The following is an 18,607-nucleotide window of genomic DNA, read 5'->3' on the forward strand; positions in this document are numbered from 1 at the left end:
GCACTCGTTCTGCTTAACTATCCTCACTTCCGCTAAAGATGCATCCAATCTGGCAAGCATAAAAAAACCTAGCACTAAGGCTAGGTTTTCATTTCAAAAAGCGAAAGTACTTACACTCGTTCCAATTTCGCGTATGCAGTAACCAGCCATTTAATACCTTCACCGTTAAATGCAACCTGAACACGGCTTTGCGGACCGCTGCCTTCAAAGTTGATGATGGTACCTTCACCAAATTTCGGATGACGCACACGAGAACCTAGCGTAAAGCCCGTTTCATTAAAGCTCTCTTTGACAACAGTTTGGCTGAAGCGACCACTGCTTGCCGGACGACTCACCTGCGCTTTCATACGCACTTCATCCAAGCATTTCTCTGGCAGCTCGCGAATAAAGCGAGAAGGCTTGTGATACTTATCTTGTCCGTACAGACGACGCATTTCCGCGTAAGTGATGTAAAGCTTCTGCATTGCACGGGTCATGCCCACGTAACACAAGCGGCGCTCCTCTTCTAAACGCCCTGCTTCTTCCGCTGACATCTGACTAGGGAACATGCCCTCTTCAACGCCAACCATGAATACCATAGGGAATTCCAAGCCTTTTGCACTGTGAAGTGTCATTAACTGAACCGCATCATCGAACTCATCCGCCTGACCTTCACCAGATTCCAGTGCCGCATGAGTCAAGAATGCCGTTAGCAATGTCATCTCTTCTGCTTCTTCAGGCTTTTCAAACTGACGAGTTGCTGTTACCAACTCCTCCAAGTTCTCTATACGCGCCTTCGACTTCTCACCTTTCTCTTGCTGGTACATTTCAAACAGACCAGAGGTTTTGATCACATGGTCAGTTTGCTCGTGCAAAGACATCTCAGCACTGTCATCTTCTAATGCATTAACCAATTCTACAAAGCGACCAAGCGATGTAGCAGCACGCCCTGCCAGTACTTTCTCTTCAAGCAACAGAACACTCGCATCCCATAAAGTGCAACCGCGATCACGGGCAGCAAAACGAATGGTATCTAAGGTTTTATCGCCTAAGCCACGAGTAGGTGTATTCACTACGCGTTCAAATGCGGTATCGTCGTTACGGTTAGCAATCAAGCGTAGGTAGCTCAATGCATCTTTGATTTCCTGACGTTCGAAGAATCGCATACCGCCATAAATTCGATATGCCAAACCAGCCTGAATCAACGCTTCTTCCAACACACGTGACTGCGCGTTGTTACGATACAAAATCGCAGTATCTTCTAAAGAGCCACCATCTTCGTGCCACGCTTTGATTTTGCCAACCACAAATCGTGCTTCATCCAGTTCGTTATAGGCTGAATAAACAGAAATCGGCTCACCTTCGGCGCCATCAGTCCACAGTTCTTTACCCATACGCTCACTGTTATTGGCAATCAGAGTGTTCGATGCTTCAAGAATGGTTTTGGTTGAGCGATAGTTTTGCTCCAGACGAATGGTATTTACGCTTGGAAACTCTTGGGTGAATTTCTCAATGTTCTCTACTTTTGCACCACGCCAGCCATAAATAGACTGGTCATCATCACCCACGATCATCACGTGAGTCTCTCTGCCGGTCATCAGACGTAGCCAAGCGTATTGAATGTTGTTGGTATCTTGGAATTCGTCGACCAAGATATGCTTAAAACGTGACTGGTAGTGTTCACGAATATGTTTGTTATCGCGCAATAACTCTAACGTTCGCAGCAAGATCTCAGCAAAGTCGACCAATCCAGCGCGATCACACGCATCTTGATAGGAGGTATAAAGCTGAAGATAAGTCTGAGTGATAGGATCTCGATACGCATCGATATGAGCCGGACGTAAGCCTTCGTCCTTTTTACCGTTAATCCACCACGATACCTGACGCGCTTGCCACTGCTTCTCATCCAAATTCTGCGCTTTAATTAGGCGACGCAATAAGCGAATTTGATCATCAGAGTCAATGATTTGGAAATCTTCTTGCAGCTTCGCATCCAGATAATGCGCACGCAGAATACGATGACAAATACCGTGGAACGTACCATTCCACATGCCAGATGAGCTTCCCATCATCAGTTCTTCAATTCGACCACGCATTTCTGCAGCAGCTTTATTGGTAAAGGTTACCGACATAATTGAGAACGGTGATGCCTGCTCTACCGATAATAACCATGCAATACGGTGTACCAGAACTCGCGTTTTACCACTGCCCGCACCCGCTAGCACCAGCAGGTTTTCTAGTGGCGCAGCAACTGCTTCGCGTTGTTTGTCGTTTAAACCGTCGAGTAAAAGAGAAGGATCCATCATGGCTTGGCTACTGGTTATTTATACATAATGGCGACGATTATAACCCTAAAATCCACCAAGATGCTCGTTAAACAAGCCAAAATCTTGCTGTGAATTTCTAACCTCGGTAAAAATAATTGAAGTTTTTTTGTACATATATTGGTAATTATTTCATTCGCTTAATGCACATCCCTACTTAATTTGTCGATTTTTTATTCCATACAGTGAAAGTTTTTCGTAACGATTCCTCTCTTTTCTAATAAGCAAGTTCGATGATTAACAAGTTGTTAACTTGCGATATCAGGTATGAACAATTCATGAGGAAGTGATGATGAAAAAATCAAATTTAGCGGTAGCGGCAGCTGTAACAAGCTTACTTGCAGTAGGCGGAACACTACTAACAGCAACATCAGCAGTCGCAGCAGAACAAGAAAAATGCTACGGCGTGGCTAAAGCAGGTCAAAACGACTGCGCAACTAAAATGAGCTCATGCGCAGGAACTTCTAAAAAAGATGCTCAGAAAGATGCCTTCGTTGTTGTACCAAAAGGCTTGTGCGGAAAACTTTCCGGCGGAAGTACCATGTCTTCTTAATTCTTGGTCTTCTTGATCGATTGGTTTTATCAATCGCTTGAACACACCTTTAAGTGGTGCTTTCTGCTCAACAGGCGCACCACTTTCCTTCTCTCGCTAAAGTAAATGTACCGCAAGGTTCACGGAGGTTTCATGCTGCATAACCAAGTAGGAGTGGGATTGCGCGCTCCCCATATCAACTATTTTGACCAGCAGGAGCCACAAGTAAGTTGGTTAGAAATTCACAGCGAAAACTACTTTTCTCCCCATTCGATTGCCCGTAAACAGCTGCGACAAATTCGTAGCCAATATCAGATTAGCTGCCACGGCGTTGGTCTTTCTTTAGGTTCAGTACAGAGAATCAATTTCAACCATTTGCAGCAACTTAAGTCGCTAATCGACGACATTCAGCCTCTTTTTGTTTCAGATCACTTAAGTTGGAGTGAAAATGGTGGGCATTATTTCAATGACTTATTACCTCTTCCCTATACCGAAGAAGCGTTGAATGTCTTTTGCCGTAACGTACTTGACGTTCAGGATGTCATTAAACGTCCGATATTGATTGAAAACCCTTCCAGCTATTTGCAGTTTAATCATTCCACCATTTCAGAATGGGAGTTTCTGGCTCAAGTTCAACAGCGTACGGATTGCCGATTGTTGCTCGATTTAAACAACGTACATGTTTCTGCTTTTAATCATGGTTTTAGCTGCCAAAACTACATTGATGCTATTCCTGCACATGCGGTTGACGAAATTCACCTTGCTGGATTTTCAATCAACACGCTTCCCCAAGGTGAAATATGGATAGATACCCATAGCAAACCGGTGTCAGCTGAAGTTTGGCAGCTCTATCAAAACTGGTGTGAAAAACATGGCAGCCGAAGAACACTGATTGAATGGGATTTAGATATCCCACCTGTTGACGTTTTGCTGGCAGAAGCGCGTAAAGCCAGCGAGATACTGACAAATTTAGACATGATGACGAGAAAAGCATCATGAGCCTCGGATTAGAACAACCATTTGGATTAGCGCAGCTACAGGCGACCTTTGCTGAGGGTTTACGCTATCAAAAGCAAGCTGAAGCGTGCGATATCATAGGTGGAAGATTTAGTGCTGAAGAGAGACTGCAGATCTACCGCAATAATTTTGTCATGAGTTTAACGGAAGTACTGCAGGCAACTTATCCAATGCTTAAAGAGGTGTTGGGAGACGAATGTTTTGACGCACTATCTCGTGAATATATCCTTCGCTCGCCGCCCACAGAAGGTAATGTCAGTCATTATGGAAACCATTTTGATGATGTGATTAGCCAGTTTCAACAAGTCACCGACGCCGCACCGTATGCAAGTAATTTAGCGCGTTTTGAGTGGGCGTTCGATAAAGCTCAACAAACATTTGCTCAGAGCGACAAGCTGCTATTGCAACCCATTGAAGCAATCCACACTCTCACTGAACAGCAGCACGCCAGCGTAATTCTTCATCTTCATGCTTGGGTAATTCCGTTTTCAGCCGCTTTTGCCTTATACGACCTTCAAAGAGCATTTAGCGAACAAGATTTCGAGAGCCTAAGCCTAAATAACTCACAATCAGGAGTCATAGCTTGTGATGAACATGGTAGACCTTGGGCAAAAGAACTAAACAGCAAAGAATTTCAGTTACTGACGAATCTTTGTAACCAAATACCACTTGGTAAAATCCCACCCGAAGCACTGACCGCGTTGCCGTCACTGTTCGCACTCAATATCGTTGCCGGTTTCTCATTGGTCAACGCTCACTAGGAGTCTCTGTATGATATCCGTCGTTGCTCGCCTCAGCCAATCCGTTGAAAGGTTTGAATCTCTGCTCGCACCTGCCGTACTGATGATCTGCCGAATCTGGGTAAGTTGGGTATTTTTTAGCTCCGGACTGACAAAAATAACCACCTGGAATAGCACTCTTTATCTGTTTGAGTGGGAATACCAAGTTCCTCTTATCTCTTGGAAAATAGCGGCTTATCTGGCTACTGCAGCGGAATTAGTCATTCCGATTTTTCTTGTTGTTGGGCTGTTTGGTAGGCTCAGTGCAATCGCACTTTTCGCTGTGAATGCCGTAGCCGTTATCTCATATCCACTACTTTGGGAGAGAGGTTTCTATGATCATCAACTGTGGGGAATGATGATGTTAACCATCATAGTATGGGGATCAGGACCTTTGTCCGTTGATCGATGGATCCGTCAAAAATCCTTATTGTGATAACTCGTCATGAATGCTGTTCACTGCATCTCGTGACGCATGACCTATCGCTTTGGTGGTATCTCTTGTTGCATGTCCCACCGCTGTTGTTGCGTCGCGTGTCGCGTGACCAATTTCTTTACCCGCTTGCTTCATTTCAGCGCATCCTTGAAGAAAGAATGTGGCGGTTAAAGAACAAATTAGTAGGTTACGGCGCTTCATTATTCTCTCCTTATCAAAACCCAATCCACTCTAACAAATAACCCCGCCAGATAAAGCGGGGCTATGTTATTTTTTGAACTGGATTGTCTGAATAAAACGAAACTTAAGCAGCAATACCTGAGTGGCGAAGCAACGCATCAATTTGCGGCTCACGACCACGGAAGCGCTTGAACAGCTCCATAGGCTCTTCACTGCCACCCATTTCTAGAATGTTATTGAGGAAACTTGAACCCGTTTCTGCATTGAAGATACCTTCCTCTTCAAAGCGAGAGAACGCGTCTGCCGATAACACTTCTGCCCATAGGTAACTGTAGTAACCCGCACTGTAGCCACCAGCAAAAATATGGCTAAAGCTGTGTGAGAAACGGTTCCACTCAAGACTTGGTAGCACCGCCACTTTCTTCTTCACTTCAGCCAGAGTTTCCAGCACCTGAGGACCGACTTCTGGGTCATAGGTAGTGTGCAACGTGAAATCGAATAATCCGAACTCAAGTTGACGCAGGATGAACATACCTGATTGGAAGTTCTTCGCTGCCAGCATGTTGTCTAGCATCGCTTTCGGTAAAGGTTCACCTGTTTGGTAGTGACCTGAAATAAACGCTAGCGCCTCTTCTTCCCAACACCAGTTTTCTAGGAACTGACTTGGTAGCTCAACCGCATCCCAAGGCACACCATTGATACCAGAAACCGAACTCACATCCACTTGAGTCAACATATGGTGAATACCATGACCCGTTTCGTGGAACAGAGTGACCACTTCGTCATGGGTAAACAGCGCAGGTTTATCACCGACAGGGCGGTTAAAGTTACATGTCAGGTACGCCACTGGCGTTTGTAGCTCACCATTGGCATTGATACGACGCACGCGACACTCATCCATCCACGCACCACCACGTTTGTGTTCACGAGCGTATAGATCAAGGTAGAAGCTACCGCGCAGTGCGCCGTTACTGTCGAAAATATCGAAGAAACGAACCGATTCATGCCAAGTGTCCACACCTTCACGCTCTTGTACTTTCATGCCGAAAACACGGTTTAGCACTTCAAACAGACCAGAAACAACTTTGCTTTCTGGGAAGTAAGGACGTAGCTCTTCGTCAGAAATCTCAAACAGTTTCTGCTTTTGCTTTTCGCTGTAGTAAGCAATATCCCACAGCTCAAACGAAGTAACGCCAAACTCTTGCTCAGCAAACTCACGCAGTTCCTGAACTTCGCGCTCACCTTGCGGTTTCACTTTTGTCGCTAGGTTGTTCAAGAAGCTCAAAACCTGATCTGGCGTTTCCGCCATTTTGGTTGCCAGTGACTTTTCGCTGTAGGTGTTGAAACCAAGCATACGCGCCACTTCATAACGCAGTTTTAGCAACTCAGCGATGTTCTCGGTGTTGTCCCATTTGCCCGCATTCGGACCACGGTCAGAAGCACGCGTTACGTAAGCTTCGTAAAGTTCTTTGCGCAGCGCTTGGTTATCACAGTAAGTCATTACAGGTAGGTAAGAAGGGATATCCAACGTTAACAGGTAGCCTTCGAGACCTTTCCCTTCCGCTGCTGCTTGAGCCGCCGCCAGCGCCGATTCCGGCATGCCCGCTAGCTCATTTTGGTCGGTAATGTGCTTAGTCCAGCCCATGGTGGCATCAAGCACATTGTTAGAGAATTTCGAGCCCAGCTCAGACATACGCTTACTGATCTCGCCGTAGCGTTTTTGTTCCGCTTTAGGCAAGCCGATACCAGATAATTCAAAGTCACGCAGTGCATCTTTGATGGTCTTCTTTTGTGCCTGAGTTAAGGTTTCGAATGTTTCGCTGCTCTTGATTGCTTTATACGCTTCAAACAACCCTTTGTGCTGACCAACCCAAGTGCCGTATTCAGACAGGATTGGCAGACAGCTTTCATAAGCTTCACGCAGTTCGTCGCTGTTCACCACCGAGTTCATATGGCTCACAGGTGACCATAAACGACTCAAGCGGTCATCCACTTCTTCGATAGGTGCAATCACATTTTCCCAAGTTGGTTCAGTATTACCTTCAAGTACCTGTTCAATCTTTGCACGGCAATCTTCAATTGCCTGTTCAACCGCTGGCTTTACGTGCTCCGGCTTAATGTCTGAAAACGGAGGTAAATCCGTAAAGCTAAGAAGTGGATTCGACATAAAACATTCCTTTTTATGGAGAGTAGTGAGGAAGAGATATCCTCGTCTGTTAGGTTAATAAATATAGGTAGCAAGGTGAATTTTCAAGAGTGATCTGTTCGTAAGGAACAGGATTCAGAGCATTTTGTCGAAACTTGGGTGTATAATTAGCCGAAATATTTCTGATACCGACATCCCCTGAAAACAGGTTAGAGGCGAATTTGTTAAGTTATCGACACAGTTTCCATGCAGGAAACCACGCAGATGTAGTGAAACACATCGTACAAAGCTTAATCCTCAATGCACTGCAGCAAAAAGATAAACCCTTCGTATATCACGATACGCACTCTGGCGTGGGTCGTTACGACTTAACTCATGAGTGGTCTGAAAAAACTGGCGAATACAAACAAGGTATCGCGCGCATTTGGCAGCAAGATAATGTGCCAGAAGACATTCAGAGCTACCTCGATGCAATCAAAGCTCTAAACCAAGGTGATGAACTGCGTTACTACCCAGGCTCTCCTCGAGTAGCGCGTGCTCACTTGCGCCCGCAAGATCGCATGGTATTAACCGAATTACACCCTAGCGATTACCCTCTGTTGGAACAAGAATTCGAACGTGATCGCCAAGTATCGATTTACAAAGAAGATGGCTTTCAACGCCTGAAAGCAAGCTTACCACCGCAAGAGCGTCGTGGTTTGGTACTGATCGACCCTCCTTATGAGTTGGCGAAAGAGTACCGTGACGTGGTCAATGCCATTGCACAAAGCTACAAACGTTGGGCAACAGGCATATATGCTATTTGGTATCCAGTGGTAAACCGCTGTGATATCGAAGACATGATTGAAGGTTTGGAAAACCTTGGTATTAACAAAATTTTACAAATCGAGTTAGGTGTTTCACCAGATACCAATGAGCGTGGCATGACAGCATCAGGCATGATTGTTATCAACCCACCGTGGAAGCTGGAAAGCCAGATGAAGGAAATCCTGCCGTTTTTGAAAGAAGCGATCGCGCCAGCGACCGGTCACTACAAAGTGGAATGGATTGTTCCTGAGTAATCGTACCGAATAACAATATGGGAATACTTTGCTCTGTTTTTTCCGTATCGTAGACTGAATACACAACTTATCCCTAAGCTGTTTAGAATTGCTTGTGGCAAACGAATAAAAAGTGGGAAACGAATAAAAATAAGTGGAGAAAGTAATGACAACGCATTTTGATTACATCTGTATCGGTGGCGGTAGCGGCGGTATCGCATCAGCAAACCGCGCTGCAATGTACGGCGCAAAAGTCGCACTGATTGAAGCGAAAGATCTTGGCGGTACTTGTGTAAACGTTGGCTGTGTACCGAAAAAAGTAATGTGGCACGGTGCTCAAGTTGCTGAAGCAATGAACCTATACGCACCTGATTACGGCTTTGACGTTGATGTGAAAAGCTTCAACTGGGCAAAAATGGTAGAAAGCCGCCAAGCGTATATTGGTCGTATTCACCAATCTTATGACCGTGTTCTTGGTAACAACAAAGTGGAAGTGATTCGCGGTTTTGCGCGCTTTGTTTCTGGAGATGGCATCGACGCGAAAACGGTAGAAGTTAACGGTGTTCATTACACTGCAGACAACATTCTGATCGCTGTCGGAGGTCGCCCAACCATTCCTAACATTCCTGGTGCGGAACATGGTATCGACTCAAACGGCTTCTTTGACCTAGCAGAACAGCCAAAACGCGTAGCGGTAATTGGTGCGGGTTACATCGCGGTTGAGATTGCTGGTGTACTACACGCACTGGGTACAGAAACTCACTTATTCTGCCGTAAAGAATCACCACTACGTAGCTTCGACCCAATGATCATCGATACTTTGGTTGAAGTAATGAACACCGAAGGTCCAACACTTCATACTCACAGCGTTCCAAAAGAAGTCGTGAAAGAAGCCGATGGTAGCCTGACTCTTCATTTAGAAAATGGTGAAAGCCAAAACGTTGATACTTTAATTTGGGCTATTGGTCGTCACCCAGCAACAGATGCTATCAACCTAGCAGCAACGGGTGTTGCAACCAACGAGCAAGGCTACATCAAAGTTGATGAGTACCAAAATACTAACGTGGCTGGCATCTACTGTGTAGGTGACATCATGGAAGGTGGTATCGAGCTTACACCTGTAGCAGTTAAAGCGGGGCGCCAATTGTCTGAGCGTCTGTTCAACGGTAAAACCAACGCGAAGATGGACTACAGCTTAGTACCGACTGTGGTATTCAGTCATCCACCAATCGGTACTATCGGTCTGACTCAGCCTGAAGCGGTTGCAAAATACGGCGAAGATAACGTGAAAGTGTACACTTCAAGCTTTACCGCTATGTACACTGCCGTCACTCAGCACCGTCAACCATGTAAGATGAAGTTGGTTTGTGCCGGTGAAGAAGAAACGGTAGTTGGCCTTCACGGCATTGGCTTTGCGGTCGATGAAATGATCCAAGGCTTCGGCGTAGCAATGAAGATGGGTGCTACCAAAGCGGACTTCGACTCAGTCGTTGCTATCCACCCAACGGGTTCAGAAGAATTCGTTACCATGCGTTAATTCGCAACATCCGAAAATGCAAAAGCCCCGCAAATGTGGGGCTTTTTGTTGACTCAAAAACTATGTTAATTCAACACGGTGGTTGTAGCTCAGATTGAATATAACTCATCAACTCGACACCAATCACTTGACCGAAAGTCGTCACAGCCACATCCACCAGCTCTTGTGAGCTGAGTTCCTCCGGCAACGCGCCACCTTCAATCCATAAACCATCGAGTACCGCGTTGCAGGCGATACTGAGCCTTCTCAGTTCTGGCTCATCAAAACTCCGCGCTTCTTCCACCAATACATCTTCAATCAGTTTTTTTAAGTGCAGTCGCAGCAAGTTATAGGTTTTTCGATGACTTTCTCTCATTGCTGAGTTGTGAAACAACATTTGGAAGAAACCAGCCCACAAGGCAATAGCCTGTGAATCAACAATTGGCGGTAATACCGAAGCCTGAACGAAACGAGCTAAGCGCTTCTTCGCACAATCAAACTCCCCTTCTGCGGCTTGCGCTGCCAAATCGATTAAATTGGTCATGTGCTTTTCATAAGCAGCAATAATGAGGTCGTCTTTGCTCTTGAAGTGGTAACGAATCAACCCTTGAGTAACATTTGCCTGCTCAGAAATAGAACGAACTGTAGCAGCTTTAATTCCATCGGTTGCGATTAGACGCAGTGTGGCTTCAATCAACTCATCTTTTCGATTGTTTGATGCTTCTTCTCTTGGTGCTTTGTTTGGCTTACTCATTTCATTCCATTCTATTTCAGCGGCTTGTGGCTATATCACCAAAGGTAGTGCCATCCAATCAAGCCTGCATTCAACGCTCTGTGACTATCATAACCCAAAAGCTCATTTTCAAAATCAAAATTATACGCTTGTATAAATTTATACATTTGTATAATGTTTAACGCAGAGTTTAATTACCCAGTCATAAGGAGAATGCAATGGGGAACTACGGCTGCCAATTAATGGCTGAACCAATGACACGCGTACTGATGCGCCGACCAGGAAATAGTCTGCTGAACGCCGACCCGCAGAAATGGCACTACAACTCATTGTTCAATGCTGAAAAAGCACTACAACAATATGATGAGTTTGCCAGCCTGATTGAAACTTCTGGTGCTGAGATTGTCTGGATTGACGAAGCGAGCGAAGAGCTGGCTGATGCTATGTTTACCAGAGATGCATCATTGGTCACCAAAGCGGGTGCAATCCCACTTCGTATGGGTAAACCGCTTCGAACTCCTGAACCTGCACTGCACAAACGCGCTTACGAGAAAGCGGGGATTCCGGTGCTGGGTGAATTAACGGGCAACGCTAAAGTAGAAGGTGGCGACATCATTTGGTTAGACGAAAACACACTCATCGTCGGACTAGGATTTCGCTCCAACCGAGAAGGTGTTGAACAGCTCAACCAATTACTCAATCCTCATGGAGTAACCGTACTCGGATTTGATATGCCTTATTGGACAGGTGAAGAAGCATGTTTGCATCTCATGTCTGTCATTTCTCCACTCACGGAAACGAAATATTTAGTTCACCCTCCACTGATTCCAGCAGCACTTTGGACTCTGCTTAAACAACGTGGCATCGAAATGGTTGTCGCACCTGCAGATGAATTTGAAGCTTCATTTGGTCTCAACCTGAATGTTCTGCCAACCTCTCCTGATCATTGCATCATGATCAATGGTTTTCCAAAAACGAAAGCTGTGATGGAGGAAAGTGGCACTAAAGTGACTGTTTTTGAAGGTGATGCATTGTGCATGGCTTGCGAAGGCGGACCGACATGCTTAACCAATCCAATTGTACGGTCAGCAAAATAACAGCGGAATGTTTCAAACGGCTTACTCTTGAGTAAGCCGTTTTTCACTTCTAACCACCATTTTCATTTCTCGGTTTCTGCTTCTAAAGTTTACCAAGCATAGATTTATATCTTTTTCATTAATATTAGTGATGATTTGCGTGTAGGGTCTTGTCCAACTGTGCAATAAATGACAAAGTCTTGCTTAGATTTTGCGATGGACCGATGTCTTAACCAATTATTAACTGCGGGTTATTTATACTATCAATATTTGTATAACTACATTTGAGTTCCCAATTAGCGTTCTGCCCAGCGACAACCTTTAAAGCATAAGAGGAAGCGTGCAGGATGAGTTCTAGTGGTAAAGGAGAGAGAAATATGGGCCAAGGTAAATCCTTGTCGAAAACTTGGTTGACCACAATTGCAGCCGCAATTGTGCTTGCAGGATGTCAACCAGACGCCAAACCAGCGGCGGTAGCTAGCGGTGCAGCTCCAGCTGTAGCGGTAGACGTCATCAAAGTCACAACTCAGCCTGTTCATGTAACAAGCACGTTGCCTGGCCGTACGAATGCTTTCCGAATCGCAGAAGTACGTCCTCAGGTTCGCGGTATCGTTACTGCTCGTAAATTTGTTGAAGGTAGCTTAGTTCAAAAAGGCGATGTTCTATTTGAACTGGATGCGTCAACTTACCAAGCTTCGCTAGAAAGTATGAAAGCGAACCTAGCAAAAGCAGAAGCAACGCTAAGCCGTACAGAACTTCAAGCCAAACGCTACAACGAGCTTGTTAAAAAGCATGCCGTAAGCCAACAAGATTACGAAGATGCACAAGCTACTTACAAAGAAGCGCTAGCATCGGTAAAAGCAGCTCAAGCAAATGTTAACGCTGCACAAATCGACCTTGATTACACACATATTAAAGCACCAATTTCAGGTCGTATCGGTCGTTCATTAGTAACAGAAGGTGCATTGGTTACAGCTAACCAAACCGATGCGCTTGCTACCATTCAGCAACTTGATCCTCTTTATGTTGACCTTTCTCAACCAAGTAACGAACTTCTGAAACTGCGCCAAAGTGCAGGTAAAGAAAAAGATGAGTTGAAAGGCATCAAGCTATTCCTAGATGACGGCACACCAATCGAGCAAAAAGCAACGCTACAGTTTGCTGAAGTATCCGTTAATGAAAACACTGGTACAGTAAACGTTCGTGCAACTCTGCCAAACCCAGATCAGTTCCTGTTGCCAGGTCTTTATGTTCGAGCTCAACTGCCAACAGAAGATCGTGCAGACGCAATTTTGGTTCCTCAAACAGCACTAAGCCGCAATGCTCGTGGCGAAGCTTCTGTTTTGGTTGTTAACGCAGAAAACGTTGTTGAAAGCCGTGCAGTTGTGGCTACTCGCACTGTAGGTTCAGAATGGTTAATCGATTCTGGCTTAGAAGCTGGTGAAACTGTGATTGTGGCAGGTCTGCAAAAAGTACGCGCTGGCAGCACGGTTAACCCGCAAGTCATGGAATCATCTAAGGAACAATAAGATATGGCTCGATTTTTTATAGATCGCCCAATCTTCGCTTGGGTGATTTCAATAATCATCATGTTAGCGGGTGTGTTGTCGATCATGACACTTCCGGTATCCCAATATCCGGATATCGCACCGCCGACAGTAATCATTTCAGGTACCTACCCAGGTGCTTCAGCTGATACGGTCGAAAACAGTGTGACACAGACGATAGAACAAAATATGAACGGGATTGATAACCTGATTTATATGTCGTCTCAAAGTAGTTCATCGGGTTCTTTCAGCATCACACTGACTTTTGAAAGTGGTACGGATGCGGATATCGCTCAAGTTCAGGTGCAGAACAAACTCGCCTTGGCAGAAGCGACACTACCAAGTGAAGTACAACAACAAGGTATCACTGTTTCAAAATCATCTAGCTCATTCTTGATGGTTGTAGGCTTCGTCTCAACAGACGGCAGCATGGACAACACAGCCCTTTCTGACTACATGATTTCGAACGTAAAAGATCCACTAAGCCGTGTTCAAGGTGTGGGTGAAGTTCAGGTATTTGGTGCACAGAACGCAATGCGCATCTGGTTAGATCCAAACAAACTGAACAAATACAGCCTAACGCCAGCTCAAGTGAAATCAGCGATCAGTGCGCAGAACACGCAAGTGTCTGTAGGTCAGTTAGGTGCAGCGCCTTCTGTTAAAGGGCAACGTCTAAACGCAACCATCACTGCGCAAAGCCGTATGAAAACGGTCTCTGAATTCGAGAACATCCTCTTACGCGTTGACACCGATGGTGCGCAAATTCGTTTGAAAGATGTGGCTCGTGTTGAGCTGGGTGCAGAAAGCTACCAAGCTGTTGCACTGTACAACGGTAAATACGCTGCTGGTATTGCGATTAAACTGGCAACAGGTGCTAACGCACTTGAAACCTCTCAGCTAGTGAAAGCTCGTATTCAAGAGATGACCCCAACGTTCCCAGACAACATTGAGGTTATCTATCCATACGACACCACTCCGTTCGTTCAGATCTCTATCGAAGAAGTAGTTCATACGCTGATTGAAGCGATCGTTCTAGTATTCCTCGTGATGTATCTGTTCTTGCAAAACTTCCGTGCAACGTTAATCCCAACGATTGCCGTTCCGGTGGTATTGCTTGGTACTTTCGGTGTTATGGCCGCATTTGGTTTCTCTATCAACACCCTAACCATGTTCGGTTTAGTGCTGGCGATCGGTCTACTGGTTGACGATGCTATCGTTGTCGTAGAGAACGTTGAGCGAGTAATGGCTGAAGATGGTCTTGCGCCTCGTGAAGCGACTCGTAAATCAATGGGGCAAATTACTGGTGCGCTGGTTGGTATCGCGATGGTACTGAGTGCGGTATTCATTCCGATGGCGTTCTTCGGTGGTGCTGCGGGTGCGATTTACCGTCAGTTCTCACTGACTATCGTATCGTCAATGGTACTGTCGGTTATCGTGGCAATGGTTCTGACTCCTGCACTTTGTGCAACGTTGCTAAAACCAATGCATAAAGGTGAACACCACGTTCGCCGTGGCCCATTGGCTTGGTTCAACACAGCCTTTGATCGCGGTACACACGGCTATAGAAATGTAGTGAGCAAAGGCGTGAATCAACGAATTCGCTACCTTGCTATGTACGTCATTATTGTTGCTATTCTAGGTACTCTTTGGACTCGTCTACCGACCTCTTTCGTACCTGAAGAAGACCAAGGTATTTTCCTCTCCATCATCCAGTTGCCAGCGGGTTCAACTCAAGAGCAAACGTTGGAAGTGATGGATAAAGTTGAAAAACACTTTATGGAAAATGAATCTGACTCTGTTCAATCAGTCTTCACCGTTTCAGGCTTCAGCTTTGCGGGTCAAGGCCAGAACATGGGTATGGCGTTTATCCGTCTTAAAGATTGGGACGAGCGTACTAACCCTGCGATGTCAGTAAACGCTATCGTTGGTCGTGCTTGGGGTGCATTCTCTCAAGTGAAAGAGGCAAACATCTATACCTTTAACGTTCCAGCAATCATGGGTCTTGGTAACGCAACGGGCTTTGATGCTTATCTCACTGATAACGCAAACTTGGGCCACGACAAACTGATCCAAGCACGTAACCAGCTATTAGGTATGGCGGCGCAAAACCCGAACCTAACAGGTGTGCGTCCGAATGGTATGGAAGATACTCCTCAGTTCCGCATCAACATCGACTACGAAAAAGCGATGGCGATGGGCCTGTCTGTATCTGATATCAACAGCACGCTATCAACAGCACTAGGTTCTAGCTACGTTAACGACTTCATCGATAATGGCCGTGTTAAGAAAGTGTACGTTCAAGCGGATGCCCAATACCGTATGACACCAGAAGATCTGCGCCTATGGCATGTGAAGAACAGCCTCGGTGAGATGGTTCCATTCGATGCCTTTGCAACTACCGATTGGACTTATGGTTCTCCACGTCTAGAACGCTACAACGGTGTTCCGGCCGTGAACATTCAGGGTTCTGCGGCAGCGGGTATGAGTACTGGTGATGCAATGCAAGCCATCAGTGAGATAGTAGCTCAATTGCCGCAAGGTATTGGTCTGCAGTGGACAGGTGCATCTTACCAAGAAGTACAAACTGGTTCACAAGCTCCACTACTGTATGCACTTTCTATCCTAATCGTATTCTTAAGCCTTGCTGCTCTATACGAAAGCTGGAGTGTGCCGTTCTCGGTAATCATGGTTGTTCCACTAGGGGTATTTGGTGCGATTGCTGCTGCGACAATGAAGTCTCTGTCTAACGACATCTACTTCCAAGTGGGTCTGTTAACCACTATCGGTCTGTCTGCGAAGAACGCCATCCTGATTGTAGAGTTTGCCAAAGCACTTTATGACGAAGGTGAGGATCTTATCAAAGCAACAGTCGAAGCGTGTCGTATGCGTTTACGTCCAATCATGATGACGTCATTTGCCTTCATTTTGGGTGTACTTCCACTGGCACTCAGTACCGGCGCAGGTGCGGCTAGCCGTAACGCGATTGGTTGGGGTGTTGTGGGCGGTATGTTTGCTGCGACGATTCTGGCTATCTTCTTCGTTCCAGTGTTCTTTGTGATTGTGATGAAGCTTTTCCGCACGCAACCACATAAGATTCCAGAAGATGCATAATCTTATCTAACCACTGCAACCCTTATCAGTGGTTAAAAGATGAAAAAGCCCAGTGGATTCACTGGGCTTTTTATTGGTTTCAATTTATTGCTGTCAGTGTCTGGGCTTTGGCTATTTCACACACATGATATTGAGAAGAGAAGTACCTTTCAGCGTATTGACCTTACCTGTGGTAAAGAAGCCTTTATTGTTTAAACCCCAATAGGGTAAGTATACCGGCCACTTATCTTTCTCCATCACTTTGGAATCAAGCAGCTGTTTCCATTCCACTTCGGTCGCCAAACGCATTTGTTGTTGCTGACAACGTTGCTCAGCAGCAGCATAACTCAAGCGATTCCACGCCAAATCGTGCTCCATGTAGAACTGTTCCTTTTCATCCATCACGTAAGGAACAACATAGCGAAGCCCATTGATTGTGGTCTCACGTCGAATAGTCACCATAGCCGCCTCTTTCGCTACAGCAGGAGCAACATTCTCGGTCTTCTTAGATTCCACTTTTGTTTTGGGTTCTACTTTTGTTTTTGGCTCTACTTTAGCGGCTGGTTTTGGCTTAACCACAGGTACTGGTTTAGCTTCTACCGCCTTTTTAGGCGTGCTCTTTGGTTTCGGCTCTGTCTTCTTTGCCGCAACTATCGGTGCGTCTTGTTCACCTTTACGCACTTCTCGAATGAACGCTTCTTTATAGAGCTTCTCACTTTTTACTCCAGCGAGTTCTTTTTTCGCTGTCGCATAATCGTTGTATGGACCAATTAAGCAACGTAGTGCTTTGCCTTCCGGCTTCATCCATACATCCGTAGATATGTGTTTATAGAGTACTTTAGCCCGGCTTAATGGCATCGATTCATTCAGCAATCCACACTGAATCCAGAACAGAGAATCTTTCCCTTTAGGCGCTGAGTTACCCCACAAACCATTACCAATTGGGCAATTGCTGTTGAGTTGTGGAAGCTCGTTGGTCGATGCTTGAGTTCCTCCACACAAAAACTGGTCAGGCTCTGCGGCCAAAAGTGGCTGAGAAGCGAAACAAAAAGGCAATCCAATCAAAAAAAGGTGAGAAAGTTTCGGCATTGCGACCCCTTTAATATCCATATGCTCTCCGTTCAGGTGACTATGGCTAATGTCATTTGCTCTACCTGAGCTTGTTTCTGTACAACGATTTCTAGTTCTGTGAAAAACATAAGCAAAAAAAGAGCCGTAATCACTTACGGCTCTAGTTTAGGTAGATTATGTCAACAAAATCAATCGACGAGGATCACCCTTTATAGATTTTCGGGTTAAATACATCGCGCAGCCAGTCACCTAACAGGTTAATAACCAAAACTAGAGTAACGAGCAGTACACCTGGGAACGCAGTAATCCACCAAGAGCCAGAGAATATGTAGTTAAAACCGATACTAATCAGAGCCCCCAGAGATGGTTGGTCAACTGGCAAACCTAGGCCAAGGAATGAAAGTGCCGCTTCAGACATGATGGCGTTTGCCACCTGTACTGTTGAAATAACTAAAATTGGCGATAAGCAGTTCGGCAGAATATGGCGGAACATGATACGAGGCGCTTTGAAGCCCATTACACGCGCCGCTTCCACATACTCTTTCTTCTTCTCAGCCAATACTGATGCACGGATAGTACGTGCATACTGTGGCCATTCAGCCACACCGATGATCACCACCAGCATCAGTACCGCATATTCGCTATAGAACTCACTACCAAAACTCGCTTTGAAGATTGCCGAAACAATGATCGCCACCATCATTGTTGAGAACGAAAGCTGAACATCCGCAAAACGCATTAAGTAGCTATCGATACGACCACCAAAGTAGCCTGAAGACAGACCAATGATGATACCTAGAGCTAACTGAAGCGCTACTGCAAGAAAACCGATAGTCAGAGAAAGACGTGAACCGTAAAGCATAGTCGATAAAATATCGCGGCCTTGCTCGTCCGTACCTAATAGGAAGCGTTCATCACCGCCATCCATCCAAGATGGTGGCAACTCTGCGTCCATAATATCGATAGACGACATGTCGTATGGGTCTGTCGGAGCAATAAGTGGCGCCGCCACTGAAAGCACTAGGAATATCATACAAATGGCAAAACTCACCATTGCCACTTTGTCACGTAAGAAGTAGTACAGAAAATCTGACTGTTTAAAACGCTCCCAGCGTGAAGGAGCTTCTGCAAATTGACTCAT

Annotated in this window: 15 protein-coding genes; 9 read left to right on the plus strand and 6 right to left on the minus strand. The window is 45.6% G+C overall.

Translation table 11 applies throughout. From position 1 onward, the window contains the following. Window positions 1–110: 110 nt before the first annotated feature. Window positions 111–2,285: a DNA helicase II gene (uvrD, locus tag ACOSVQ_RS18595; protein ID WP_491983917.1), complete on the minus strand. Its 2,175-nt coding sequence runs from the start codon at window positions 2,283–2,285 to the stop codon at window positions 111–113. Window positions 2,286–2,595: 310 nt separating this feature from the next. Between uvrD and ACOSVQ_RS18600 the strand changes: the two genes are divergently transcribed. From ACOSVQ_RS18600 to ACOSVQ_RS18615, 4 genes are all read left to right on the plus strand, one after another. After that, window positions 2,596–2,856, plus strand: coding sequence for a BufA1 family periplasmic bufferin-type metallophore (locus ACOSVQ_RS18600; RefSeq protein WP_491983918.1), 261 nt, complete (start codon window positions 2,596–2,598; stop codon window positions 2,854–2,856). 132 nt (window positions 2,857–2,988) lie between these two features. Next, a complete protein-coding gene (gene bufB / locus ACOSVQ_RS18605; protein WP_491983919.1) occupies window positions 2,989–3,834 on the plus strand; it encodes an MNIO family bufferin maturase in 846 nt (281 codons plus the stop codon). Beyond that, window positions 3,831–4,613 carry an HvfC/BufC N-terminal domain-containing protein gene (locus tag ACOSVQ_RS18610; protein ID WP_491983920.1) on the plus strand — a complete coding sequence of 261 codons (783 nt, stop codon included), beginning with the start codon at window positions 3,831–3,833 and terminating at the stop codon, window positions 4,611–4,613. Before bufB ends, ACOSVQ_RS18610 begins: the two co-directional genes overlap by 4 nt. Window positions 4,614–4,623: 10 nt before the next feature. Further along, window positions 4,624–5,067: a DoxX family protein gene (locus ACOSVQ_RS18615; RefSeq protein WP_491983921.1), complete on the plus strand. Its 444-nt coding sequence runs from the start codon at window positions 4,624–4,626 to the stop codon at window positions 5,065–5,067. Here ACOSVQ_RS18615 and ACOSVQ_RS18620 read toward each other — a convergent pair. Together ACOSVQ_RS18620 and prlC are read right to left on the minus strand one after the other, a co-directional pair. Continuing rightward, window positions 5,059–5,268, minus strand: coding sequence for a hypothetical protein (locus ACOSVQ_RS18620; RefSeq protein WP_491983922.1), 210 nt, complete (start codon window positions 5,266–5,268; stop codon window positions 5,059–5,061). The genes ACOSVQ_RS18615 and ACOSVQ_RS18620 overlap by 9 nt on opposite strands. 103 nt (window positions 5,269–5,371) lie before the next feature. Next, complete coding sequence (gene prlC / locus ACOSVQ_RS18625; RefSeq protein ID WP_491983923.1) at window positions 5,372–7,414, minus strand: oligopeptidase A; 2,043 nt, start codon at window positions 7,412–7,414, stop codon at window positions 5,372–5,374. A gap of 200 nt (window positions 7,415–7,614) precedes the next feature. Between prlC and ACOSVQ_RS18630 the strand changes: the two genes are divergently transcribed. Both ACOSVQ_RS18630 and gorA read left to right on the plus strand, forming a co-directional pair. Further along, a complete protein-coding gene (locus tag ACOSVQ_RS18630) occupies window positions 7,615–8,454 on the plus strand; it encodes a 23S rRNA (adenine(2030)-N(6))-methyltransferase RlmJ (protein ID WP_491983924.1) in 840 nt (279 codons plus the stop codon). 145 nt (window positions 8,455–8,599) lie between these two features. Then, window positions 8,600–9,970 carry a glutathione-disulfide reductase gene (gene gorA, locus ACOSVQ_RS18635; RefSeq protein WP_491983925.1) on the plus strand — a complete coding sequence of 457 codons (1,371 nt, stop codon included), beginning with the start codon at window positions 8,600–8,602 and terminating at the stop codon, window positions 9,968–9,970. A gap of 70 nt (window positions 9,971–10,040) precedes the next feature. Here the strand turns inward: gorA and ACOSVQ_RS18640 are convergent, their stop codons facing one another. Next, entirely contained in the window at window positions 10,041–10,703 is a 663-nt protein-coding gene (locus tag ACOSVQ_RS18640; protein ID WP_491983926.1) for a TetR/AcrR family transcriptional regulator, read from the minus strand. 197 nt (window positions 10,704–10,900) lie between these two features. Here ACOSVQ_RS18640 and ACOSVQ_RS18645 point away from each other — a divergent pair, with 197 nt between their 5' ends. The 3 genes from ACOSVQ_RS18645 to ACOSVQ_RS18655 all read left to right on the plus strand — a co-directional run bounded on the left by ACOSVQ_RS18645 (window position 10,901) and on the right by ACOSVQ_RS18655 (window position 16,416). Continuing rightward, complete coding sequence (locus ACOSVQ_RS18645; protein ID WP_491983927.1) at window positions 10,901–11,779, plus strand: dimethylarginine dimethylaminohydrolase family protein; 879 nt, start codon at window positions 10,901–10,903, stop codon at window positions 11,777–11,779. Between the two features lie 356 nt (window positions 11,780–12,135). Continuing rightward, on the plus strand, window positions 12,136–13,287 hold the full coding sequence (locus tag ACOSVQ_RS18650) for an efflux RND transporter periplasmic adaptor subunit (protein ID WP_491983928.1): 1,152 nt from the start codon (window positions 12,136–12,138) through the stop codon (window positions 13,285–13,287). A gap of 3 nt (window positions 13,288–13,290) precedes the next feature. After that, window positions 13,291–16,416 carry an efflux RND transporter permease subunit gene (locus ACOSVQ_RS18655; RefSeq protein ID WP_491983929.1) on the plus strand — a complete coding sequence of 1,042 codons (3,126 nt, stop codon included), beginning with the start codon at window positions 13,291–13,293 and terminating at the stop codon, window positions 16,414–16,416. Window positions 16,417–16,527: 111 nt separating this feature from the next. Here the strand turns inward: ACOSVQ_RS18655 and ACOSVQ_RS18660 are convergent, their stop codons facing one another. Beyond that, a complete protein-coding gene (locus ACOSVQ_RS18660; protein WP_491983930.1) occupies window positions 16,528–17,505 on the minus strand; it encodes an SPOR domain-containing protein in 978 nt (325 codons plus the stop codon). Window positions 17,506–17,668: 163 nt separating this feature from the next. Beyond that, window positions 17,669–18,607 (minus strand): ABC transporter permease, encoded by a 939-nt coding sequence (locus ACOSVQ_RS18665; RefSeq protein WP_491983931.1) that lies wholly within the window; start codon window positions 18,605–18,607, stop codon window positions 17,669–17,671.

Source organism: Vibrio sp. HM8-C, assembly GCF_058630515.1.